At 68.4% G+C, this 19,407-nt stretch carries 10 protein-coding genes; 2 read left to right on the top strand and 8 right to left on the bottom strand.

All coding sequences use genetic code 11. The features are described from left to right. Positions 1 to 21: 21 nt before the first annotated feature. From ABFX45_RS30965 to ABFX45_RS30945, 5 genes are all read right to left on the bottom strand, one after another. Positions 22 to 1,965, bottom strand: coding sequence for an alpha-galactosidase D (locus ABFX45_RS30965; protein WP_346133737.1), 1,944 nt, complete (start codon positions 1,963 to 1,965; stop codon positions 22 to 24). 15 nt (positions 1,966 to 1,980) lie between these two features. After that, positions 1,981 to 3,069: a mandelate racemase/muconate lactonizing enzyme family protein gene (locus ABFX45_RS30960; protein ID WP_211337421.1), complete on the bottom strand. Its 1,089-nt coding sequence runs from the start codon at positions 3,067 to 3,069 to the stop codon at positions 1,981 to 1,983. A gap of 248 nt (positions 3,070 to 3,317) precedes the next feature. Then, entirely contained in the window at positions 3,318 to 3,770 is a 453-nt protein-coding gene (locus ABFX45_RS30955) for an SRPBCC family protein (protein ID WP_346133736.1), read from the bottom strand. Positions 3,771 to 3,813: 43 nt separating this feature from the next. Then, a complete protein-coding gene (locus tag ABFX45_RS30950; RefSeq protein ID WP_346133735.1) occupies positions 3,814 to 14,199 on the bottom strand; it encodes a calcium-binding protein in 10,386 nt (3,461 codons plus the stop codon). Between the two features lie 221 nt (positions 14,200 to 14,420). Further along, a complete protein-coding gene (locus ABFX45_RS30945) occupies positions 14,421 to 15,353 on the bottom strand; it encodes a D-2-hydroxyacid dehydrogenase family protein (RefSeq protein WP_346133733.1) in 933 nt (310 codons plus the stop codon). A 25-nt stretch (positions 15,354 to 15,378) separates the two neighbouring features. On the opposite strand from ABFX45_RS30945, the gene ABFX45_RS30940 reads away from it, so the two are divergent. Next, positions 15,379 to 15,840, top strand: coding sequence for a DUF3291 domain-containing protein (locus tag ABFX45_RS30940; RefSeq protein ID WP_109638072.1), 462 nt, complete (start codon positions 15,379 to 15,381; stop codon positions 15,838 to 15,840). Here ABFX45_RS30940 and ABFX45_RS30935 read toward each other — a convergent pair. Beyond that, on the bottom strand, positions 15,794 to 16,357 hold the full coding sequence (locus ABFX45_RS30935; protein WP_109638071.1) for a TetR/AcrR family transcriptional regulator: 564 nt from the start codon (positions 16,355 to 16,357) through the stop codon (positions 15,794 to 15,796). The genes ABFX45_RS30940 and ABFX45_RS30935 overlap by 47 nt on opposite strands. A 53-nt stretch (positions 16,358 to 16,410) precedes the next feature. Between ABFX45_RS30935 and ABFX45_RS30930 the strand changes: the two genes are divergently transcribed. After that, positions 16,411 to 16,812: a hypothetical protein gene (locus ABFX45_RS30930; RefSeq protein WP_346133731.1), complete on the top strand. Its 402-nt coding sequence runs from the start codon at positions 16,411 to 16,413 to the stop codon at positions 16,810 to 16,812. On the opposite strand, the gene ABFX45_RS30925 is transcribed toward ABFX45_RS30930, so the two are convergent. After that, entirely contained in the window at positions 16,793 to 17,923 is a 1,131-nt protein-coding gene (locus tag ABFX45_RS30925) for a lipase family protein (protein ID WP_109638069.1), read from the bottom strand. The two genes, ABFX45_RS30930 and ABFX45_RS30925, sit on opposite strands and share 20 nt — an antisense overlap. Before the next feature lie 87 nt (positions 17,924 to 18,010). After that, positions 18,011 to 19,399: an FAD-binding oxidoreductase gene (locus tag ABFX45_RS30920; RefSeq protein WP_346133729.1), complete on the bottom strand. Its 1,389-nt coding sequence runs from the start codon at positions 19,397 to 19,399 to the stop codon at positions 18,011 to 18,013. Positions 19,400 to 19,407 lie beyond the last annotated feature (8 nt).

Raw genomic sequence — 19,407 nt, 5'->3', positions numbered from 1 at the left:
ACGACGCCTCCTGGTCTCGGGCTAGATGCGGATGCTGTCGACGTCGAACACGGAGTCGTCGGGGTTGCCGAAGCGAATCGTGTTGTCGCCGGCCAGCAGGTAGATCGGGACGGTGACCTTCTGCGGCAGGTTCCAGTTGTCGTCGTTGGAGCCGGCGACGGGCAGCTTGAAGCTGGTGCCGTTCACCGTCACGATGCCCGTCCTGCTGGAACTCGCGTCCACGTAGGACAGTTCGACCAGGTAGGTGCCCTCGCGCGGCACGGTCACCGTCGGCATCGTGAGAACACCGCTACCGCCGATGAACCCGACCTTGGACCCGTTCGAGCACGCGCAGCCGTAGACGGTCGCGCCGCCGGCGGGGCTGCCCTTCTCCGCCTCGTACGTCACGGTTTCCTTCGGCGTCACGAAGGAGACCGGCTTGGAACGGCTGCCGTTCTGCACCACGGTGAACTCGTAGGAGGTCGCCGGAGTGAGGCCGGTCACCGTCACGTTCGTCGAGGTGGTCGTCGCGACCTTCTTGCCGCCCGCGTAGACGTCGTAGCGGACACCGGACTTGCCCTGCCACTTGAGCGAGACGCTGGTCGGCGTGGCACCGGTGCCCTGCACCACGCCCGGCGAGACGGCGGTGCGTGGGGTGATCTTCAGCAGTTTCGTGCCGTGCACCGGCAGGTCGGCGCTGAACGAGCCCTTGGCCTGGCCGATGTCCTTGCGGGACCACACGTCGCGGACCTTGGCGGTGCCGTTGATGCCGAGCTGTGCGAAGTCCGCGGTGACGGTGGCGGGCCTGGAACCGAGGTTGAACAGCGCCACGGTGTAGCTGCCGTCGCGGTTGCGGGCGTACCAGACCTGCTGGTCGGAGAACTGGTCGACCGGACGGGCGGGGAGGCCCGCCTGGTTGATCGCGATGACCTCGTCGTTGGTGAGCAGCTGGTGGCCGTAGTCGTCGATCTTGGTGAGGTCGTCGCCGATGTAGAGCGGCGAGGACGAGATCGCCCAGAGCGTCATGTAACTCTGCCGCTCGGCCTCGGTGATGCCGTCCATCTGGCCGTTGCCGACGGCGAGGCTGTCGAGGTTGTTCCAGCGGCCGGGACCGGCGTCGTCGATCCACTGCACGACGTCGTTCCAGCGCTGCTTCACCGACTGGTTCCAGGTGACGAGCGTGTTGCAGTAGCACTCGACGTCGGTGTCGACGCGCCAGCCGTTGGTGTTGGCCTTCCACACGTCGGCCTGGCGGTGGCTCAGCGCCCAGGAGATGAGGAACTGGATCGGGCGGCCGGTGCGCTTGAGCGCGGCGTTCCACGCCTTCACGTCGCTCGTGTTGTCGTAGTTCTCACCGCCCTTGAAGCTGCCGGGGCCGACGCCGTCGAGCTTGAGGAAGTCGACGCCCCACCCCGCGAGCACCTGCGCGAGCGAGTCGACGTACTTCTGCGAGCACGGGTTGTCGAAGTTCATCTTGTAGGCCATGTCCCACCCGTTGGTCCTGCGCAGGTCCGGGTAGACGACGTCCTTGGTGGTGCAGCCGGGCGCGTTGTAGATCGGCGTCCTGCCGTCGTTGTAGGCCTTGAGGTCCAGCCCGACCGCCAGGTACGAGCCGAACTTGAGACCCTTGCCGTGCACGTACTCTCCGAGCCACTTGAAGCCGCGCGGGAACTTCTTGGCGTCCACCACCGGCCGCCCGTACTCGTCGAACGAGCCCAGCCAGCCCGCGTCGACGTTCACGTGGTCGTAGCCGTGCTTCTTGTACTTCGCCGCGAGCACGTCCGCCTGCGCCAGCACGTTCTTCTCGTTGAGCCAGCTGGCCGGACCGTCCGGGTTCACCCCGGGGTAGTTGGTCGCCTGCAGGGTCCAGCTGCTCCAGCCCATGTAAGGCTTCTCGCCCAGCACGGGCGCCTGCTGTTGGGCCTGGGCCGCTGGAACCGCGATCAGTGACGCGAGCAGGCCGGCAACGACACCTAACGCTCTCAAGACCACTCCTTCGTTTCAGGCGACCCGCAGGTCTTCCATGGCGTCTCGGTCCCAGTCGATGCCGAGACCTGGCGTGTCCGGGGCGAGTGCGTGTCCGTTGTGGACGGTCAGCTCACCCCTGGTGATCGCGCGCAGCTGCGGGATGTGCTCGACGAACTTCCCGTTGGGCAGCGCGGCGGCAAGGCTGACGTGCAGCTCCATCAGGAAGTGCGGGCAGACGTCGGCGTTGAACGCCTCCGCGGTGTGCGCGACCTTGAGGAACGGCGTGATGCCGCCGATCCGCGCCGCGTCGACCTGGACGATCGAGGCGGCACCGCGTTCGAGGTACTCGCGGAACTGCGCCACCGAGTACAGCGACTCCCCCACCGCGATCGGGATGGGCGTCGTCCGCGCGAGCCGTGCGTGCCCGCTGACGTCGTCCGCGGGCAGCGGTTCTTCGAGCCAGGCGAGGTTGACGTGCTTGAAGGCGTCCGCGCGCCGGATCGCCTCGGCCGACGTCATGGACTGGTTGGCGTCCACCATGATCGCGAACCGCTCGCCGACCGCTTCCCTGACGGCGTCGAGACGCTCGACGTCCTCGGTCAGATCGGGCTTGCCGACCTTCATCTTGATGCCCTGCCAGCCCTGGGCGGCGGTCTCCTTGGCACCCGCGACGAGCTCCTCGGTGGGCAGGTGCAACCAGCCGCCCTCGGTGTCGTACAACGGCACCTCCTGCCGGAAGCCGCCCGCCATGCGCCACAACGGTTCCCCGGCGCGCAGGCAGTGCAGGTCCCACAGCGCGGTGTCGACGGCGGCCAACGCGAGCGAGGTGATCGCGCCGACCGTGGTCGACCGCGTGCTCGCGAACAGGTCCTGCCAGATCGCCTCGATCCGGCGCGCGTCGGCGCCTTCGAGCCGCGGCAGCAGGTGGTCTTTCAGGAGGGCGAGCACGGCGCTGCCGCCCGTGCCGATCGTGTAGGCGTAGCCGAGTCCGGTGCGGCCGTCATCGGTCGTGATCTCGACGAAAACCGTCTCCTGCTTGACGAACTGCTGGACCGCGTCGGTGCGCAACGTCTCGACCGGAACGTCGACCTGGAACGCCTCGGCCCGCAGGACCTTTGCCACGCCAACTCCTCGGATCTCTGATCCTATAGGATATTTGACAGGCATTGAACGCAGGCGTTACGAGGGTGTCAACCGTCGTTTGGGCACGCTCTCACGAGCTTGAGAGCGTTTTCAACGGGTTGGCGCGACCGGGCTTTGTTCCGGTCCTCCGATGTCTGCAGCTCACGGCTACAGCGCTGCGTGTCCGCGGCTGTCGGCGTGCGAGTGAAGAGGTGAACGGTTCTGTCCGATTGTCATCGGACAACGACTCAGGCTTCCGCAGCCTTCTTCAGCCGCTCCAGCGTCGCCTCGATGTTGCGCTGGTCGGTCACCGCGCGGTCCGTCACCCCGGTCGCCAGAACGGTGATCGGCTTGTACCAGCCGGGCCGGCGATCCCAGGTGGACTCGGTCACGCGGCACCCGGAGGCGGTCGGCTCGATGTCGTACTGCCAGCGCGACACCGGCAGGCCCAGCGACCGGACCTCGAACGCGAACCGCGAGGCCGAGCAGTCGGTGACGGTGGAGACCGTCGGCCACACCCGCCAGCCGCGCCGGTTCACCCCGCGGAAGCGGGCTCCAACGGAAGGGCCGGTGGCACCGAGCCACCGGCCTCCCGAGTACTCCTCTGCGACGCCACCCAGCCTGCGCAGGTCACTGACCAGCTCGAACACTCGCTGCGGCGAGGCTGCCACGTCGATGTGCGCGGAAGCGTCAGGCGTCATGCAGTGGAACTTACTACCAGTAGGTAACTACCGCCAGCTCCTTTCAGTCCGTGCAGGACACCGGTGAGTCGAAGTGTCCCGGTGTCGTGGGATAGGCGGGGCCGACGCCGTGGGCGTTGTTGTCGGCCGGGTACACCAGGGCGAGCTCGCGATACGCCGACGTGCCGCTGGTGAGAGCGTCGCTGACGGTCTGGCCGGCGCCGGAGCCCCAGGCCAGCTTCTGCAGGAACGTCTCCATGCCCGGGCTGCGCTGACGGATGTCGTTGTAGCCGCCGTACGAGGCCGGGCAGTGCGTGTAGAGGTTGTAGGCGCCTGCCCAGTCGATCAGGCGGTCGCCGGGGTTGGGGCCGTTCTGCGCGCGGTCGGCCTGCAGGACGTCGCGGTCCCAGCCGCCGTAGATCCAGTCGGTGCCGTCGTGGTGCTGGTTGTCGGCGAGAGTCGAGGGCACCGCCGGGTTGTCGTTGGTCTTCTCGGTCATCTCGAACCACAGGCACGGGTCGATCGCGCCGTCGCCGAGCGTCAGCGGCCACAGGCCCGGCGCGCAGTCGCCGGGGTAGGAGCCGCGCGGGTTGAAGTCGAGGACGTCGGAACCGAGCGCACCCTGCTGCGAGGCGGCGGAAGTGCCGCCGACGCCGCCGAAGGTGTGGTCGACGAACCTGTCGTTCGTGCCACGTGAGGAGGCGTCGAACGTGCCGTTGACCAGGCAGTCCGGGGTGGCCGCGTTGACCACCTGGTCGCAGCCCTTGCCGCCCCACAGGACGTCCGCGCCGTCGCCGCCGAACGTCTGGTCGCCGCCGCTGTCGGCGTTGACCAGGTCGTCTCCGAAGCCGGCGTGGATGTTGTCGTTGCCCTGACCACCGCGCATGCGGTCGTTGCCGCCCTCGGTGATGCCGTCGTGCGGCATGGCCGGTGCGGTCGGGCCGCCGACGAACTGGTCGCCGTTGACGTCGTGCAGCAGGTCCACGCGACGGTCGTAGGAGTCGGCGCGGAAGCCCGTGTAGCTCTCCTGCGGCACCGAGTTGAGCTGCACGGTGAAGCCGCGCGCGGCCACGTCGTTGGCGTTCATGTACTCGTTGACCACGCCACCGCGGTCGCCGAGCATCGCGTCCTCGCCGTCGCCGCCGAACATCACGTCGTCGCCGAGCTCGCCGTACATGTCGTCATCGCCGTTCTGGCCGTGCATGGTGTCGTTGCCGTCCTGGCCCCACATGCCGTCGTTGCCGTCGTCGCCGTACATCGTGTCGTTGCCGAACGCGCCGCCAGGTTCACACGTGGCCTGCGCGGTCGTGCAGAAGCGAGTCGACGGACCGATGTCGGCGATGCGCGACACCGTTGCGTTCGAAGGCACCGCACCGGACTTGTAGCGCTCGGCGTAGACCTGCTCGGTCATCGACCCCGGCTGGCCTTGGAGCGTGCGCTTCAAGGAGCCGTTGTCACCGAGCTGGACGTCGTCCTCGCCGTTGCCCTCGAACGCGTCGCCACCGTCGCGGAAGCCCTGGATGGTGCTGCCGCCGATCATGTCGTCCTGACCGTCGGGAGCGGTGCCCACCAGCTGGTCGGGGCCGCTCGGGCTGCCCGGCCAGTCCGCGTCGTTCAACGGGACCACGGTGGTTTCCGAGGACGGGGAGCCGAGCCCTCGGTCGCCGCGCAGCACGTCGCCGCCGCCGTTGCCTTCCAGGTAGTCGGCGTTGCCGTCGCCGGCGAGGAAGTCCCCGCCGTCCTGGCCCCACAGCACGTCCACTCCGGAGCCACCGGACATCCGGTCGTCTCCGAACCTGTCGGCCGGACCGGCCTGCAGGTCGTAGCGCTGCACGAGCCGTTGCGCCATCGGGTTTCCACCGGACGGGGCGAGCCTGATCGTCGCCCGCGTCGGGGTCTCCCCCTGCGCCGGCCGCAGCACGATGCCGTTGTCGCCGATGGCGACGTCGTTGCCCGGCCCGCCGAACACCGCGTCCGACGCGTCGAGCTGACCGGTCGTCGTGTCACCGGCACCGGACAGCGAGGTGCTGCTGCCGCCGACGAGGTCGTCGCCGCCGTCGTTGCCCTCGATCCAGTCGACGCCCTGCGAACCCTCGACGTAGTCGTCGGAACCGTTGCCCTTCAAGCGGTCGGGACCGGCCTGGCCGAAGATCACGTCGTTGGCGTCGTCGCCGTCGACCTCGTCCGGGCCGGACGAACCGGCGTGCGGGGTGAGGCCGAGGTCGTACAGGGAGATCGCGCGTGCGGTCAGGCCGCGTTCCTGCACGACCCGGTGCGGTGTCCCGCCGCGCACCAGCGCGCCGTTGTCACCGAGCACCACGTCCTGGTCGTTGTTGCCGTGGATGACGTCGCCGGTGTCCGGCTGGCCGACGCCAGGGGTCTCCTCGGTCGACGAACCGCCGACCAGGTCGTCCTGACCGTCATTGCCGTCGATCTTGTCGCGCGCCGGGCCACCTTCTGCGTAGTCGTCGGAGCCGTCACCGGTGATGGTGTCCTCACCGTTCTGACCGAAGATCACGTCGGACTCGTTACCGCCGCTGATCTTGTCGCCACCGGAGGTGCCGTCGGCGGGCGTGTAACCGAGGTCGAGCAGCTCGACCTTGTGCGCCTTGGCGAACTGCCTGCCGAGCGTCACCGGCGTGGCCTGCGCACCGTCCACGAGGGACAGCACCGCGTTGTCGCCTGCGATCAGGTCGGCGTCCGAGTCGCCGAACAGGCTGTCACCCGTGTCCGGGCGACCGACCTTGTGCCCGTCCACAGTGGACGCCACCTCGGCGCTGCCGCCGATGATCCGGTCCTCGCCGCCGTCACCGTGCATGACGTCGTCGGCGTTGTTGCCCTCCAGGTAGTCGTCCTTCGGGCCACCGGACATCTCGTCGTGCGCGAGACCGCCGAACTCCCGGTCCTCGCCGTCACCACCGAAGACGAAGTCCGCGCCACCAGCGGCGGCGTTCGCGCCGTCGAGGTCGAACGGTCCATCCACGCCGTTGTCACCGATGACGATGTCGTTGCCCGCGTCGCCGTACAGGAAGTCGCCGACATCCGGCTCCCCCGCCTTGCGCGTACCGCCGATGACACGGTCGTTGTCCGCACCACCGAACGCGCGGTCGACGCCGTTGTTGCCCTCGATGACGTCGTCCTGAGTGCCGCCGTACAAGGTGTCGTCGTCGTTGTTGCCGTAGATGTTGTCGACGCCCGCGTCGCCGTAGGCCACGTCCTTGCCACCACCGCCGTAGATGGTGTCGTCGTCGTTGCCTCCGCCGAGCACGTCGTCACCGAGCTGACCGCACACGCGGTCCTTGCCGGACTTGGCGTCCACGTTGTCCGCGGCACCGCCGGCGGCGACGATCTCCACCCCGGTGCCACCGGAGATCAGATCGCGGCCGTCCTGGTTGTCCTCCGGCTCGGCGGGCGGCATCGACACGGGGTTGTCACTCGGCGGCGTGCACGGGTTCGCGTGCTTGTCACCGAAGATCTCCGCGCCGCCGTCACCACCGATGACGTGGTCGTTGCCGTAGCCACCGACGAGCAGCTTCGACGACGGCGTGACGCCGGCCGGCAGCACGCGGTGCTTGACGTCGCGGATCGGCCCGAAGACACCGCTGCCGGCCACGTCGCCCACGTCCGACGGTTCCGCGATGACGTAGTCGTCGTGCGGGCCGCCGTACACCTTGTCCTTGCCGTAGCCACCGGTCAGCACGTCGTTGTTGCCGCCACCGCGGATGTCGTCGACCTGCTCCTTCAACGAGTGGCCGGTCACGAAGTCCACGCCCTGGCTGCCGTACACGGTGTCCGAACCCGTGCCGGTGTCCACGACGTTGATCGCGTCCTTGTTGTTGTCGCCGTTGAAGCCCTTGTCGGCAGGGCCGTGCTCGTCGACGCCGGTCTGCACCTCGGTACCGGTGTAGATCGTGTCGCCGCCGGAACCACCGGAGATCCGGTCGCTGCCGGTGCCGCCGATGATCACGTTGGCCTGCGCGACGAGGTGCGCCGGCGGGTTGACCTTGCCTTCCGCGAGCGGGCTGTCGGAGGCGATGCCGATGTTGTCGTCGTCGGCGCCGCCGTCGATCCGGTTCTTGCCCAGCCCGGCCGCGATCCGGTCCTTGCCGGGACCACCGCTGACGGTGTCGTCAGCACCGCCGACGGTGATCACGTCGTCGCCGTCGCCACCGGTCACGGTCGCGGTTCCCTTGCCGCCGAACGCGGCGGCGAGGTCGCCGGTCGTGATCTGGTCCTTGCCGGGACCGCCGTTCACCACGGACTTGCCGATGCCGGTCTTGACCGAGTCGTCGCCGGAACCACCGGTGACCTCGACCTCCTTGTCGAACGGCTTGGCCTCGGCCTTGGCGTCGTTCGCGGCACCGCTCTTGTCGCCGTCACCCTGGAACACGATGATCCGCTTCCCGGTGTCACCGGTGGCGTTTCCGAGGACCTTGGTCAGGTTCGGGTCGCGGAACTCCTCGCGGAAGCCCAGCGCGCTCACGGCGAAGCCGTCGAACCCGCCGCCGTCCTTGACGAGCTGGGTGATCGTCCACTTCTCCTCGTTGTTGTTGGCGGTCCACGCCGAGTGGCCGCGCTTGCCGATGTCGCCGTTGCCCATGTGCAGCACCAGCGTTGAGCCGCTCTTGTGCGCGAGCACTGGTGGTGGCGGTGAGCAGTCGGGTTTCACGGAGAAGTCGAGCAGTGTGATGTCGGCCAGCGTGAAGTCGAACGAGACGCTGAAGATCGAGAACCCGAGCGTGATGTACACCTTCAGGAACAGGCTCAGTCGTCCGTCCATGTTGAACAGGCACATCGGGTTGTTCAGCGCCACCTTGGAGAACTCGAAGAACCGGAACTTGCCGTCGTTGTTCGGGTCCGCCCAGGTGAGGTTGATCGTCAGCGCGACACCGCCCTTGATGCCGACCTCGATCAGCACCACGCTCACCGCCGCGCCCGCGGCCAGTTCCCCTCGGAACGTCACGACCGGCAGCGGCTTGCCCGCGTCGTCGGTCGTCACCAGGTAGATCGAGTCCAGAATGGACGCGGCCTTGCCGGACTCGATCGCCTTGCGCAGCCCGAACGTGTCGAAGCCCGCGCGGAACCGCGCCTCGACCGACGCGCTGCCGGAGATCGTCACCAGCACCGGCGGCGGCGCGTACACCGGGCCGAACGACTGGCTGTAGGAGAAGCCGAGGCGCAACGGCCCGGAGTCGAACTTGATCAGGTCCACGTCCTGGCCCATGATCAGGCCGAAGAGCTTCGCCGGTTCCTTGAGGATCGGGAACGTGAAGCCTGCCTTGTTGCCCTCCTCGCCCTCGGACACGATCTTCGTGCCACCGGCGGACGCGTCGATCTTCGCCGCCAGGTCGCCCTGCGCGAGGTTCGGCACGATCAGCGAGGCCGCGTTGTCCGGCGAGTTCGTCGTGGTCTTCGCCTTGTCGCCGAGGACGGTGAAGCTGCCGATGTCGATCGCCCCGCCGTTCTGGGTGATCTTGCCGATCAGCTGGATCGCCCGCAGGACCTTGTCCACGAACTCGAGGTCCGGCCCGCCCGCGATGGTCGAGAACTCCTTCGCGATGGTGACGAGGTTGACGTCGCCGCCACCGACCGCGCGGGAGAGGTCGGACAGCACCGGGATCGGTGCGTAGAGCTGGTCGAGGATCGGCTGGATGGGCTTGGTGAACAGGGCGATCTTCTCGACGATCGGCTTGAGCACCTCGCCGAGGAACTTGCCCGCGTTCAGCTGGATGTTGTTGAACGCGATCTCCGGTGTGCCGTCACCCGGCTTGCCGCCGAACGCGTTCCACTCCCACTTCAGGTGGAACCAGCCGTTGATGCCGGGCAGTGGTCCGGCGCTGACGTCGAAGTCCCAGTCGATGCCGACCTTGGCCTTCAGCGACACGCTCGCGACCTGGCCGATGTCGGCGAGGTCGGCCAGCGTGATCCGGTCGTCGTTGGCCGGTCCGCAGTTCTCGTAGCACGCCGCCTGCCCCTTCTTGTGCAGGTCGACGACGAACGTGCCGGCGAACAGGTCGGTCGCGCCGCCCGCGTGCTGCTTGAGGTTCACGTCGAGGAACGCGAGGCGTGCCTTCATCGCGTCGGGCAGCGTGAAGCTCAGCTTCACCCCGAGCTCGGGGTTCGGCCCGTCCTTCGTGGCCACGAAGAACCCGCTGCTCTTGTCGACGCCCACCTTGACGTGCAGGTGGTAGGCCAGCGCGGCCTTCATCTTCGGCGCGCCCTCCGCCGCCTTGAGCGACAGACCGGGAATGCCGATGTCGAGCGGGCTTTCCAGGGCCAGCGTTTCCTTGTCGCAGTCGTTGCCGAACACGTCGCCGTCGCACACGTCGAACGTGAACGTGGCACCGGTGATGTCCTGCAACGCCGCCGCTGCCGGGCAGTCCGTCAGCTTCGGGTTGGTCGTCTCCGGTGTGTACGCGGCACCGTTCGGCGTGTTCTTGTCGTCGAACAGGACGGCGTCCGCACCCAGGTCACCCTTGATCACGACCCAGTTGTTCGCGTTCGGGTCGGTCTTGCGGATGATCTTGTATCCGGTGGCGTACTGCGACTTCTTCCACTCGATGCGGTTGAAGTTGGTGTTGGTCAACGGATCCGCGCCGTTGGTGACCTCGGCGAGAGCCGGTGGCGCGTCCTTGCCCTGCGCCGTCGCGACGACGCCGTAGACGTACTTCTTCGACCCGGTCGTGCCCTGCGCCGTCGCCTTCGCCTCGGTCGCGGGCTGCAGCGTGGCGTCACAGGTGAAGCCGACCGTGACCGCGCTGCCGACCGCGGGCTTGAGGTGGTCGTTGACCCACGTCTGCAGCTCACCGGTGTTGTTGACCCGGCCGCCGCCCGGCAGTTTCGCCATCGCCTCCTGGATCTTGGCGCGCAGCTGGCCGAACTTGTCGGCGCCCTGCTGGATGTCGTCGCCGACGAGCGGCAGCTTGCCGTCGAACGCGGCCGTGCGCAGCGCGCGTTCGATCATCGCGAGGTACTTCTCGATGCCGTCGCCGAACTGCGAGAAGTCCAGCAGCGCGTCGAGGATCTTCTGCCCGATGTCGGTCGGCATCTCGAACCGCTTCACGCCGCCCGGCAGGTCGGGGCTGAACGAGAACGCCTGGTCCAGATCGCTGACCTGACGCGGCAACCGGACGATGAACGAGTCACCAGGGCTGGACAGCTTGGTCCAGTTGACGTTGTCGGAGCTGACGAACACCGGCAGCACCGCGCACAGCGCGAGGTCGGTGCCCTGTGCGGGGTCACCGGCGCACGTGACGGGCTGGTTGTCACCGTTGAGAGTCAGCGACACGCCCTTCACGAAGTCGCTCAGCGACACCGGGTTCTGCCCGCTGTAGCCGAGGTGCGCGTTGTAGTGCGCGTTCGCGACCGCCTTCTCGGTGCCCTTCGGGTTGCCGAGCGCGATCGACAGCGGCCCGACCGAGGACTTGACGACCCCGGTGATCCCACCGTGCGCCGTGATGTCCACAGTGGAGTTCGGCAGCACCTTCAGCGCGCTCGCGTCGGCCGGCCCGTCGCCCGCCTGCAGCGGAAGCAGGAAACCGATCTTGGTGGAGCCGGTCAGCGCCAGGTTCGCGGTGGCCTCGCCCTCGGCGCCCACCAGCGAGCGAGCGGTGCCCTTGTCGTCGGTGAAGGAGAACCGGACCGGCTGTGAGGTCGCGACCTTCCGCTTCACGTCGATGTTCAGCACGATCGACGGCTTGGAGTCGACGATCTGGTGGGCGAACGAGATGCCGCTGTCCGCGGGCAGCGCGGCGTCCAGCTGCGCGACGAGGTCCTGCAGGTAGTCCGGCGGAGCGGCGGTCAGCCTGTCGACCGCGTCCTCCAGCGGGCTGCGGAACGCGTAGGCCGTGCCGTCGGAGGGCACCTGGCCCCACGGTTCTGCCAGCAGCACGCGGTTGTTCTGCGGGTCGGCGGCCACGATGACGGCGACCTGGGTGCCGACCAGCACGGCCCGGCCCTGCAGGTCCGCGCCGAACGCCTTGTCGCCGGTCCTCGTGTCGTCGCGGAGGAAGCCGACGCTCTTGCCGTTCAGCGTCGTGTTGCCGTACTTGCCCGATCCGGTGTCGGCGCTGCCGAGCAGCTCGGACAGCGACTTGCCGACGACCGGCAACGGCGTGGTCAGCGCGTTCTTGACCTTGCCGTCGCCCTCGACGGCCTGCAGCGAGCTGTTGAGGACCTGCAGCGCCTTGATGATCTGACCGAACATCGCGCGCGGGTTGTCCGGGTCGAAGTCGAACGCCTTGGCCTTGTCGAGCGCGTCGAGGCCGGTGAACTGGAGGTTCGCCGGGTCGGTGATGTCCGGCATGGTGACGCCGACCTCCACCGGTCCGCCGAAGAAGTCCTGGATGCCCGGCACGTCGAGCTTCACCGTGGCCGTGGCCTTGGCACCGACCGCGACGGTGAGCAGGTTCTCCGGTTCGAGCGCAGGCGTCTCGGGGTTGTCCACGACCTTCGCGAAGATCTGCGACAACGGCAGGTCGCCGTCGTTGTCACCGAGCTTCTTCAGGCTGATCGACAGCATGTCCGTCGAACCGTCCTTCGTGGACATGCTCAGGTCACCGGACAGGTGCACCTTGAGGTAGCCCACGCTGCCGTTGACGTCCACCTTGGTGTCGACCCGAGCGCTGGCCTTCAGCAGCTGGCCGCCGGTGCGCAGCAGGAACCGGTCCGGCGTGCGGGGCAGGGTCGAGACCAGGGTCGTGGTGCCGTCGGGGTTCTTGTCCGCGAACGGGCAGCCGGTGGTCGCGGCGTCGGGGTCGAGCGGCTTGCACGCGTCGCCCTTGATCGGGTCACGCAGGTCGAGCACGAGCGTTGCCGCGGCCTCGTACGACGGCTTCACCGTCGCGGTGGCGTTCAACGCGTTGGCGCCCTTGAGGCCCTTGCTCGCGAAGGTGTCGCCGAAGGTGACCTGGCCGGTCATCGGATCCGGCGCGTTCACCTTGTACGGCGACTTGTCGGCCGGTTTTCCGCCCTGCCAGCCTTCTTCGAGCGTGATCTCGTCTGCGGTGTTGCTCTTCACGACACCCTGCGAGGTGCCGGCGGACACGATGCGCCCCTTGAAGGAGTCGACGATCCACGGCTTGGACTTGTTGATGTGCTTGAGTGTCGTGTCGGTGTAGCTGACGTTGTCGCCCTGCCCGGAGGTCAGCTCGGCGACGACGTCGAGCGGCTTGCCGTCGGCTGGCGCGTCCTCCTTCATGGTGAGCGTGAACTCGAGCTTCTTGACGTCGTCGCGGTAGTTGACGCCGGTCACGGAGATCGGGGCGACGTTCAGCTTGGTGAAGAGCTCCTGGACCGAGCTGAACTTCGGCAGGCCGGCCTTCGCGGGGTCTTCCTCCGGCTTGAACACGTTGGCGTCGACGAACTTCGCGAGCGCGCTGCCCGCCTTGACCGCGTCGGCGACGGTGCCGCGCATGAACGGCAGGTTCACGTTGCCGACCGGGTCGGCCGTCGAGCCCCACTGGGCGCGCTGCACCGCGTCGATCGAGTTGACCAGGTGGCTCAGGCCTTCGAGCAGGTCGCGCGGACTGAGCGTGGTGAAGCGGTTGAGCTGGGCCAGGTCGGGACCGGTGACGGTGATCGACGGCGTGCCGCTCGCGATGTCCGGCCACTGCACGCCGACCGTGCCGGTGAGCCCGCCGACGTTCGCACCGGCGAGGGGCTGGGAGGTGAACTTGAGGCTCGCGTCGACCTTGCCGGCGGGAGCGCCGAGTCCGATGTGGAAGAGCCCGGCGGCAGCGCCCGGCTCGCTGATCTCGGTGAGCTTGCCGTCGCCGTTGGGGTCGTCTGCGGACGCGGTGATGTTCGCTTCGACCGTGACGTGGCTGGCGCCCTTGTCCAGGTCGACGCCGAGGATGCCGAAGCCCGCGGTGGGGTTGGCGTCCGGGTCGAACTCGCCCTTGGCGCCGACGGTGAACTTCGGCGAGTCGCCGTCGCGCACGACCCAGAACGAGTCGGTGGACTCCTGGTAGGCGAAGCGGAACTTGGCGTCGAGCGTGAACGTCACGTCGACAGCACCAGACGTGGTGAAGCTGACCGACGGGTCTGCGACGCTGATCGGCTGCTTGTCCGCGACCGTCGTGACGTGCAGCGTCGCGTCGACGCGTTTGATCCCGTTGGTGTCGCTGGTCTGCACGTTCAACGTGCCCGGCCGGTTGCCGCCGAGCTGGTACGTGCCCGCGAGGTCGGGGAAGTTCTCCTTGTCCTTCAGCGGATCGTGCACCGTCTTGGCCACGAGATCGCCGAAGCCGAGCGCCGCGCCGGGGCTCACGCCCAGCAGTGGCAGGGCCTCCCCCAGCTTGCCGACGCTCGCGAGCTGTTCGGAGAAGTCACCGAACGAGCTGATCCCGGCGAGGATCTTCTGCACGTCCTGCGCCTGGGCGACCGCCGGTGGGCTCACCGCCGCCAGCCCCCACAGCGCGAGCGCGCCGCTGGTCAGTACCGCCGTCATCCGCCGCCTGATGCTCCGCGAAGACCGCATGGCCTACCCGCCCTCTCGGCGTAAGGCCCCCGACGCCTCGTTGCCAGGTATCCGATGTGGAGTGACGCAGCGCACAGCTGTGCCGCCAAGCGAGAAGTCGCCCGTCCGGATGGCGTCGTTACCGCTCGAACAGCGGGACGCCTGGCATTCACCCGTTCAGTCGCCGGGCGCTCTACTGGGAGTGGGTCCTGTTACGACAGTTCACGGACGGGCGTGCCACGGAGGAACGCGTGGATGTCCTCCACGGCTTCCGCGAAGTACGTCCGGTAGTTGGCCGCCGTGACATAGCCCAGGTGAGGCGTCGCCAGCACGTTCGGCAACGTCCTGAGCTCGTCGTTCAGCGGCAGCGGTTCGATCTCGAAGACGTCGAGGCCCGCGCCGGCGATCCGGCGCTCGCGCAACACCTCCAGCAGGGCCGCGTTGTCCACGATGGCCGCGCGCGAGGTGTTGACCAGGAACGCCGTCGGCTTCATCGCCGCGAGCGCGGCCGCGTCGACCAGGCCCCGGCTGCGGTCGCCGAGCACGAGGTGGATCGAGGCGAAGTCGGATTGCGCGAGCAGGTCGTGCAAGGAGGACGCGAGGCGCACACCTTCGGCGTCGGTGCGCTCGGCGGTGAGGTTCTGGCTCCACGCGACGACGTCCATGCCGAACGCCTTGCCGATGCGGCCGACGGCCCGGCCGAGGTTGCCGAAGCCGACCAGGCCGAGGGTGGCGCCGGCGAGGTCGACGCCGACGGTGCTCTGCCACGGGCCACCGGCGTGGAAGGCCGCGTTCTCGGTGGCGATGTGCCGGGCGAGGCCGAGGATGAGCGCCCAGGTCAGCTCGGTCGGCGGGGTCTTCGCGCTGCCGGTGCCGCAGACCGTGACGCTGTGCTCGCGGGCGGCGGCCAGGTCGATCGAGGCGTTGCGCATGCCGCTGGTGACGAGCAGCCGGAGCTTTGGCAGCCTGGCGAACAACTCGGCGGGGAACGGGGTGCGTTCACGCATGATCACGACGCACTCGGCGTCGGCCAGGGCTTGCGCCGGGTCGTCGAGGTGGTCGCGCAGCACCGTCACGTCGAGGCCCGACCAGTCGGCGTTCGCGAGAGCGACGCCCTGGTAGTCGTCCAGCACCACACACCTCATGGGCTGATCATGTCAGAGTGGGGTCATGGGGGACTTCCACCTGGCACAGGCCAACATCACGACCGGGCGCTGGCCGTTCGACCACTGGAGGATGCGCGGGTTCGCGAGCAGGGTCGACTCGATCAACGACCTGGCCCAGCAGGCTCCCGGTTTCGTGTGGCGGCCGACGTCGGACCGGATGATGGCGGACCTGTACCGGCTGGGGCGCGACCCGATGCTGGAGGCGTTCAACCTCAGCGTGTGGGAGTCGATCGAGTCGTTGCGGGCCTTCACGTTCAGCGGCATCCACCTGGAGGCGGTGAAGCGCAGTGCGCAGTGGTTCGACCCGGCCACGGCCTTCGACGTGATGTGGTGGGTGCCCGCCGGGCATCAGCCCACGACCGAGGAAGGGCTCGCGAAGCTCGACCTCGTGCGGCGGGAAGGCCCGACGCCGGACGGGTTCACGTTCCGGCGGAGGTATCCGGCGCCAGAGCCCCACGCACGATGATCTCCAGCAGCGGACGGGGATCTATCTCCTCACTCCTCGCGAAGCGCTGCAGGAACATCCCCTGGAAGCAGGCGCCGATGGTGTCCGACGCCGCGACGGGATCACGCGCGCCGAGGCGGGCGAGGGCGGGCACGAGCATCGCCGCCATCACGGCCCGGCCGCTCAGCAACGCCTGCCGGACTCGTTCGTTGGCCGCGGACTCCATCCACAGCACCATGCGCGCGGTGGTCGTGACCTCGTTGGGCCCGGTCATGAAGTCGTACAGCCGGCACAACGCGTCCACCAGGTCGTCCGCCGACTCCGGTTTCAGCGCCGCCTCGACCACCGGGACCTCCCGGCGCAGCATCGCGTCCCCCACGCCGTCGAGCAGGGCGGCGCGGGTGCGGAAGTAGTTCGACGTCGATCCCTTCGGCAGCCCGGCCTTGTCGTCCACCCGCGCGTGCGTCAACCCGCGCAGCCCTTCGGTGCCGAGCAGTTCGATCGCCGCAGCGAGAGCGCGGTCCCTGTTCGAGGTCACAACTTCACTATAGACGTAGTGACTTGACACTACGATCGTAGTACCGTCGAGTCATGACAGCGACAATCGCCCTGGTGGGGTGGATCCTCAACATCGTGGTCGGGCTGGTGCTGCTGGCGCGGCTGCTCAGAGCGCGAAGACAGATACCGGCCCTCGCCTACTACCACCTCGTCACGGCGTTCGTCGGGCTCGGCATCTGGATCGCCTTCATGGCCGCGGGTTCGCCCGTGCTGGCGTGGGCAGGGTTCGCCGTGCTCACCCTGCACAACACCTTCGGGGACAAGCTGATGGTGAAGGGCTGGCGGAAGCGTCATCCCGGCGCGACCGGCAACGCCTACCTCCAAGCGGCGAAGTACACGGCGAAGAGGCCACTGACGATGGCGCACGCCATGCTCGCGCCAGTGGCCTGGTTCCCGGCTCTCGCCGCCGCCGCGATCAGCAGTTGGGGTGCGTGACCTTGCCGGCGAAGCGGTCGCCGAGCCAGTTCAGGGCGTTGGAGCCCCACGCGCTGACCGCGGCGATGTGCCCGAGCAGCGGCAGTGCGGTCCATTGCACGTCAGCACCTTGTGAACACCATTGCGATCGCAGTTTCTGCCCGACGCTGAACGGGATGAGCTCGTCGATCGTCCCGTGGTAGAGGTACACGGGCGCGGCTGGCTTGACCGAACCGAGCGCGTTCTCCGTCAACCTCTTCTGCCACAACGGATCCAGGATGACGTCCGGCCGCGTGGTCAGCGCGTTCAGCCGCGTGAACGGTGCCACCAAAGCGATTTCGGCGACGCACGAGTTGCGGATCTGGTCGATGACCTGCCGGCCACGGGCGTTCAGGACCTCGGCCAGCGGCAGTTCGGGATAGGCCGCGGCGTACCCGGCGGCTGCCGCGAACACAAGTCCGGAACCGGCGTTGCCGTCGTTGAACTTCGCGACCGCGTTCAGGTCGGCCGGCACCCCGCCGGCCGCGACACCGACGACGTTCAGCGCGGGCGCGTAGGACTTCCACTGCTCGGCGGCGGCCGACGCGGCCTGACCACCTTGTGAGTAACCGAAAACGCCGATGGGGGCGTTCACGGACAGACCGGGGATGTTGCTCGCCGCGCGTGCGACGTCCAGCAGTGCGCGGCCTTCCGAGCGGGCCACGGCGTAGGTGTGATCCCCCGGCGTGCCAAGGCCTTCGTAGTCGGTGACCGCGACCGCCCAGCCGTTGAACATGGCCTGGGCGAGGAACGCGATCTCGACCTCGGTGCCGTTCTGCAGTTGCTGCGACGGCGCGCAACGGTCGGCCATGCCCTGCGTGCCCATCGCGTACGCCACGATCGGGCGCGGGCCGTTGGTCCACGGCAGCGGCGACACGAGGACCATGCCGGACACGACGTTGCCCGTGCCCGTCGCGGACGTCGAGCGGTAGCGGATTTCGTAGGCCTTCACAGGAGCGGGCAGCAACCGCAGGGGCTCCGGATGCCATGCCACCTCCCTGCTGCTGACCAGCTCGCCGGGAGCGGCGGCGGCAGCGGGTGTGACCAGGGCTGATAAGAGGAGAACGGCGGTGAGCAGGGTGCGGAGCTGCATCGGTGGGACCCCTTTGTGGTAACCGGCGTTACCGCAATGTAGGGCCGAACGTCGTAACGTGGCAATAGCGCTTTCGGCTTTATGGATTCACACCAGGCCTTGGGGGAAGGCGAACACCCGATCGGGGTCGTACTTCCTCGCGATCTCCTTGAGCCGGCCGAGTGACGAGCCGTAGTACGTGCCGGCCCAGTCCGGCATCTGCGGGTCGAGGTAGTTGACGTACCCCGTGGCGCCGAACATCTTCGCGAGCTCGTCGCGCGCGACGCCCATCGCCCTGCGCGCGTTGGCCTCACCGGCCTGCAGGCTCAGCTCGACCTGGATGCTCGCGAGCGCGGACCGGTGCGGGAACGCGGACGCCGGGCCGCGGCCGACCGCGCCGCCCATCGCGTCGATCATGTTGTAGGAGTTGGGCGTGTTCTTGAAGATCTCCGCGAGTCGCTGCGGGTCGGTGATCGGGCGGGTCAGCATCCGCGACGTCGCGACGTAGCTGCCACGGCCCTGCGTTCCTCCGCCGCCGTTCCAGCTGGGTTTGCACGAGCCGTCGGTGGTCTTGCACCACGCGAACCGTTCCATCGCGGAGAGGAAGGTCTGCTCCTGCTCGCGGCGGGCGGTCGGTGGTGAGCCGACGCGGCGCACCAGGTCGTCCAGCAGCGGTTTGGCGTTCGTGCCGACGAAACAGCCGGAGACCTCGACGTGCGGGTTCCTGCCGCTGCCGACGCCGACCGTGGTGGTCATGGCGTCGGGTGCTTTTGCTTGCCAGTCGGGCCACACGCTGAGGAGCGCCGGGAGCGCCGCCGACGGGAACGTGAGGCTGAACGTCGTGAGGTTGCGGGCGGGTTCGGTGCGGAACACGAACGACGTGACGATGCCGAAGTTGCCGCCACCGCCGCCGCGCAGCGCCCAGAAGAGGTCCGCGTGCTCGGTCGCGGAGACGGTCCGGTGCACGCCGTCCGGGGTCACGATCTTCGCGCTGACCAGGCGGTCGCAGGTGAGGCCGAACTGCCTCGCTGTCACGCCGATGCCGCCGCCGAGCGTGAGCCCCGAGATGCCGACCGTGGCGCAGGTGCCCGCCGGCATCATGCGGCCCGCGTTGGCGAGGGCGACGTAGAGATCCATCAGGAGGACGCCAGCGCCGACCTCGGCCGTGCCGTCCGGCCTCACGTCGACGCGGTTGAGACCGCGGACGTCGACGACGAGGGCACCGTCCGCCGTGGAGTAACCGGGATAGCTGTGGCCGCCGCACCTCGCGGTGATCCGCGTCCCGTCCCGGCGCGCGATCTCGATGCAGCGCTGGACGTCCGCGGGTGAGGTGATCCTGGCGATCGCACTGGGACGCTGACCGTCGTACTGCGTGAAGTAGCCCAGCTTGGCGTCCCGGTAGGCGGCGTCACCCGGCCTGATCAGCTGGACGTCCATTGTGGACTTGCCCAGCCAGGCCAGTGCGGCGGTCTGGAGAAGTGCCCTGCGACGCAACATGTCACGAA

It is taken from the genome of Lentzea roselyniae, from assembly GCF_039537795.1.
GTDB classification, from domain to species: domain Bacteria; phylum Actinomycetota; class Actinomycetes; order Mycobacteriales; family Pseudonocardiaceae; genus Lentzea; species Lentzea atacamensis.
This window is presented reverse-complemented; position numbering and strand designations above follow the sequence as displayed.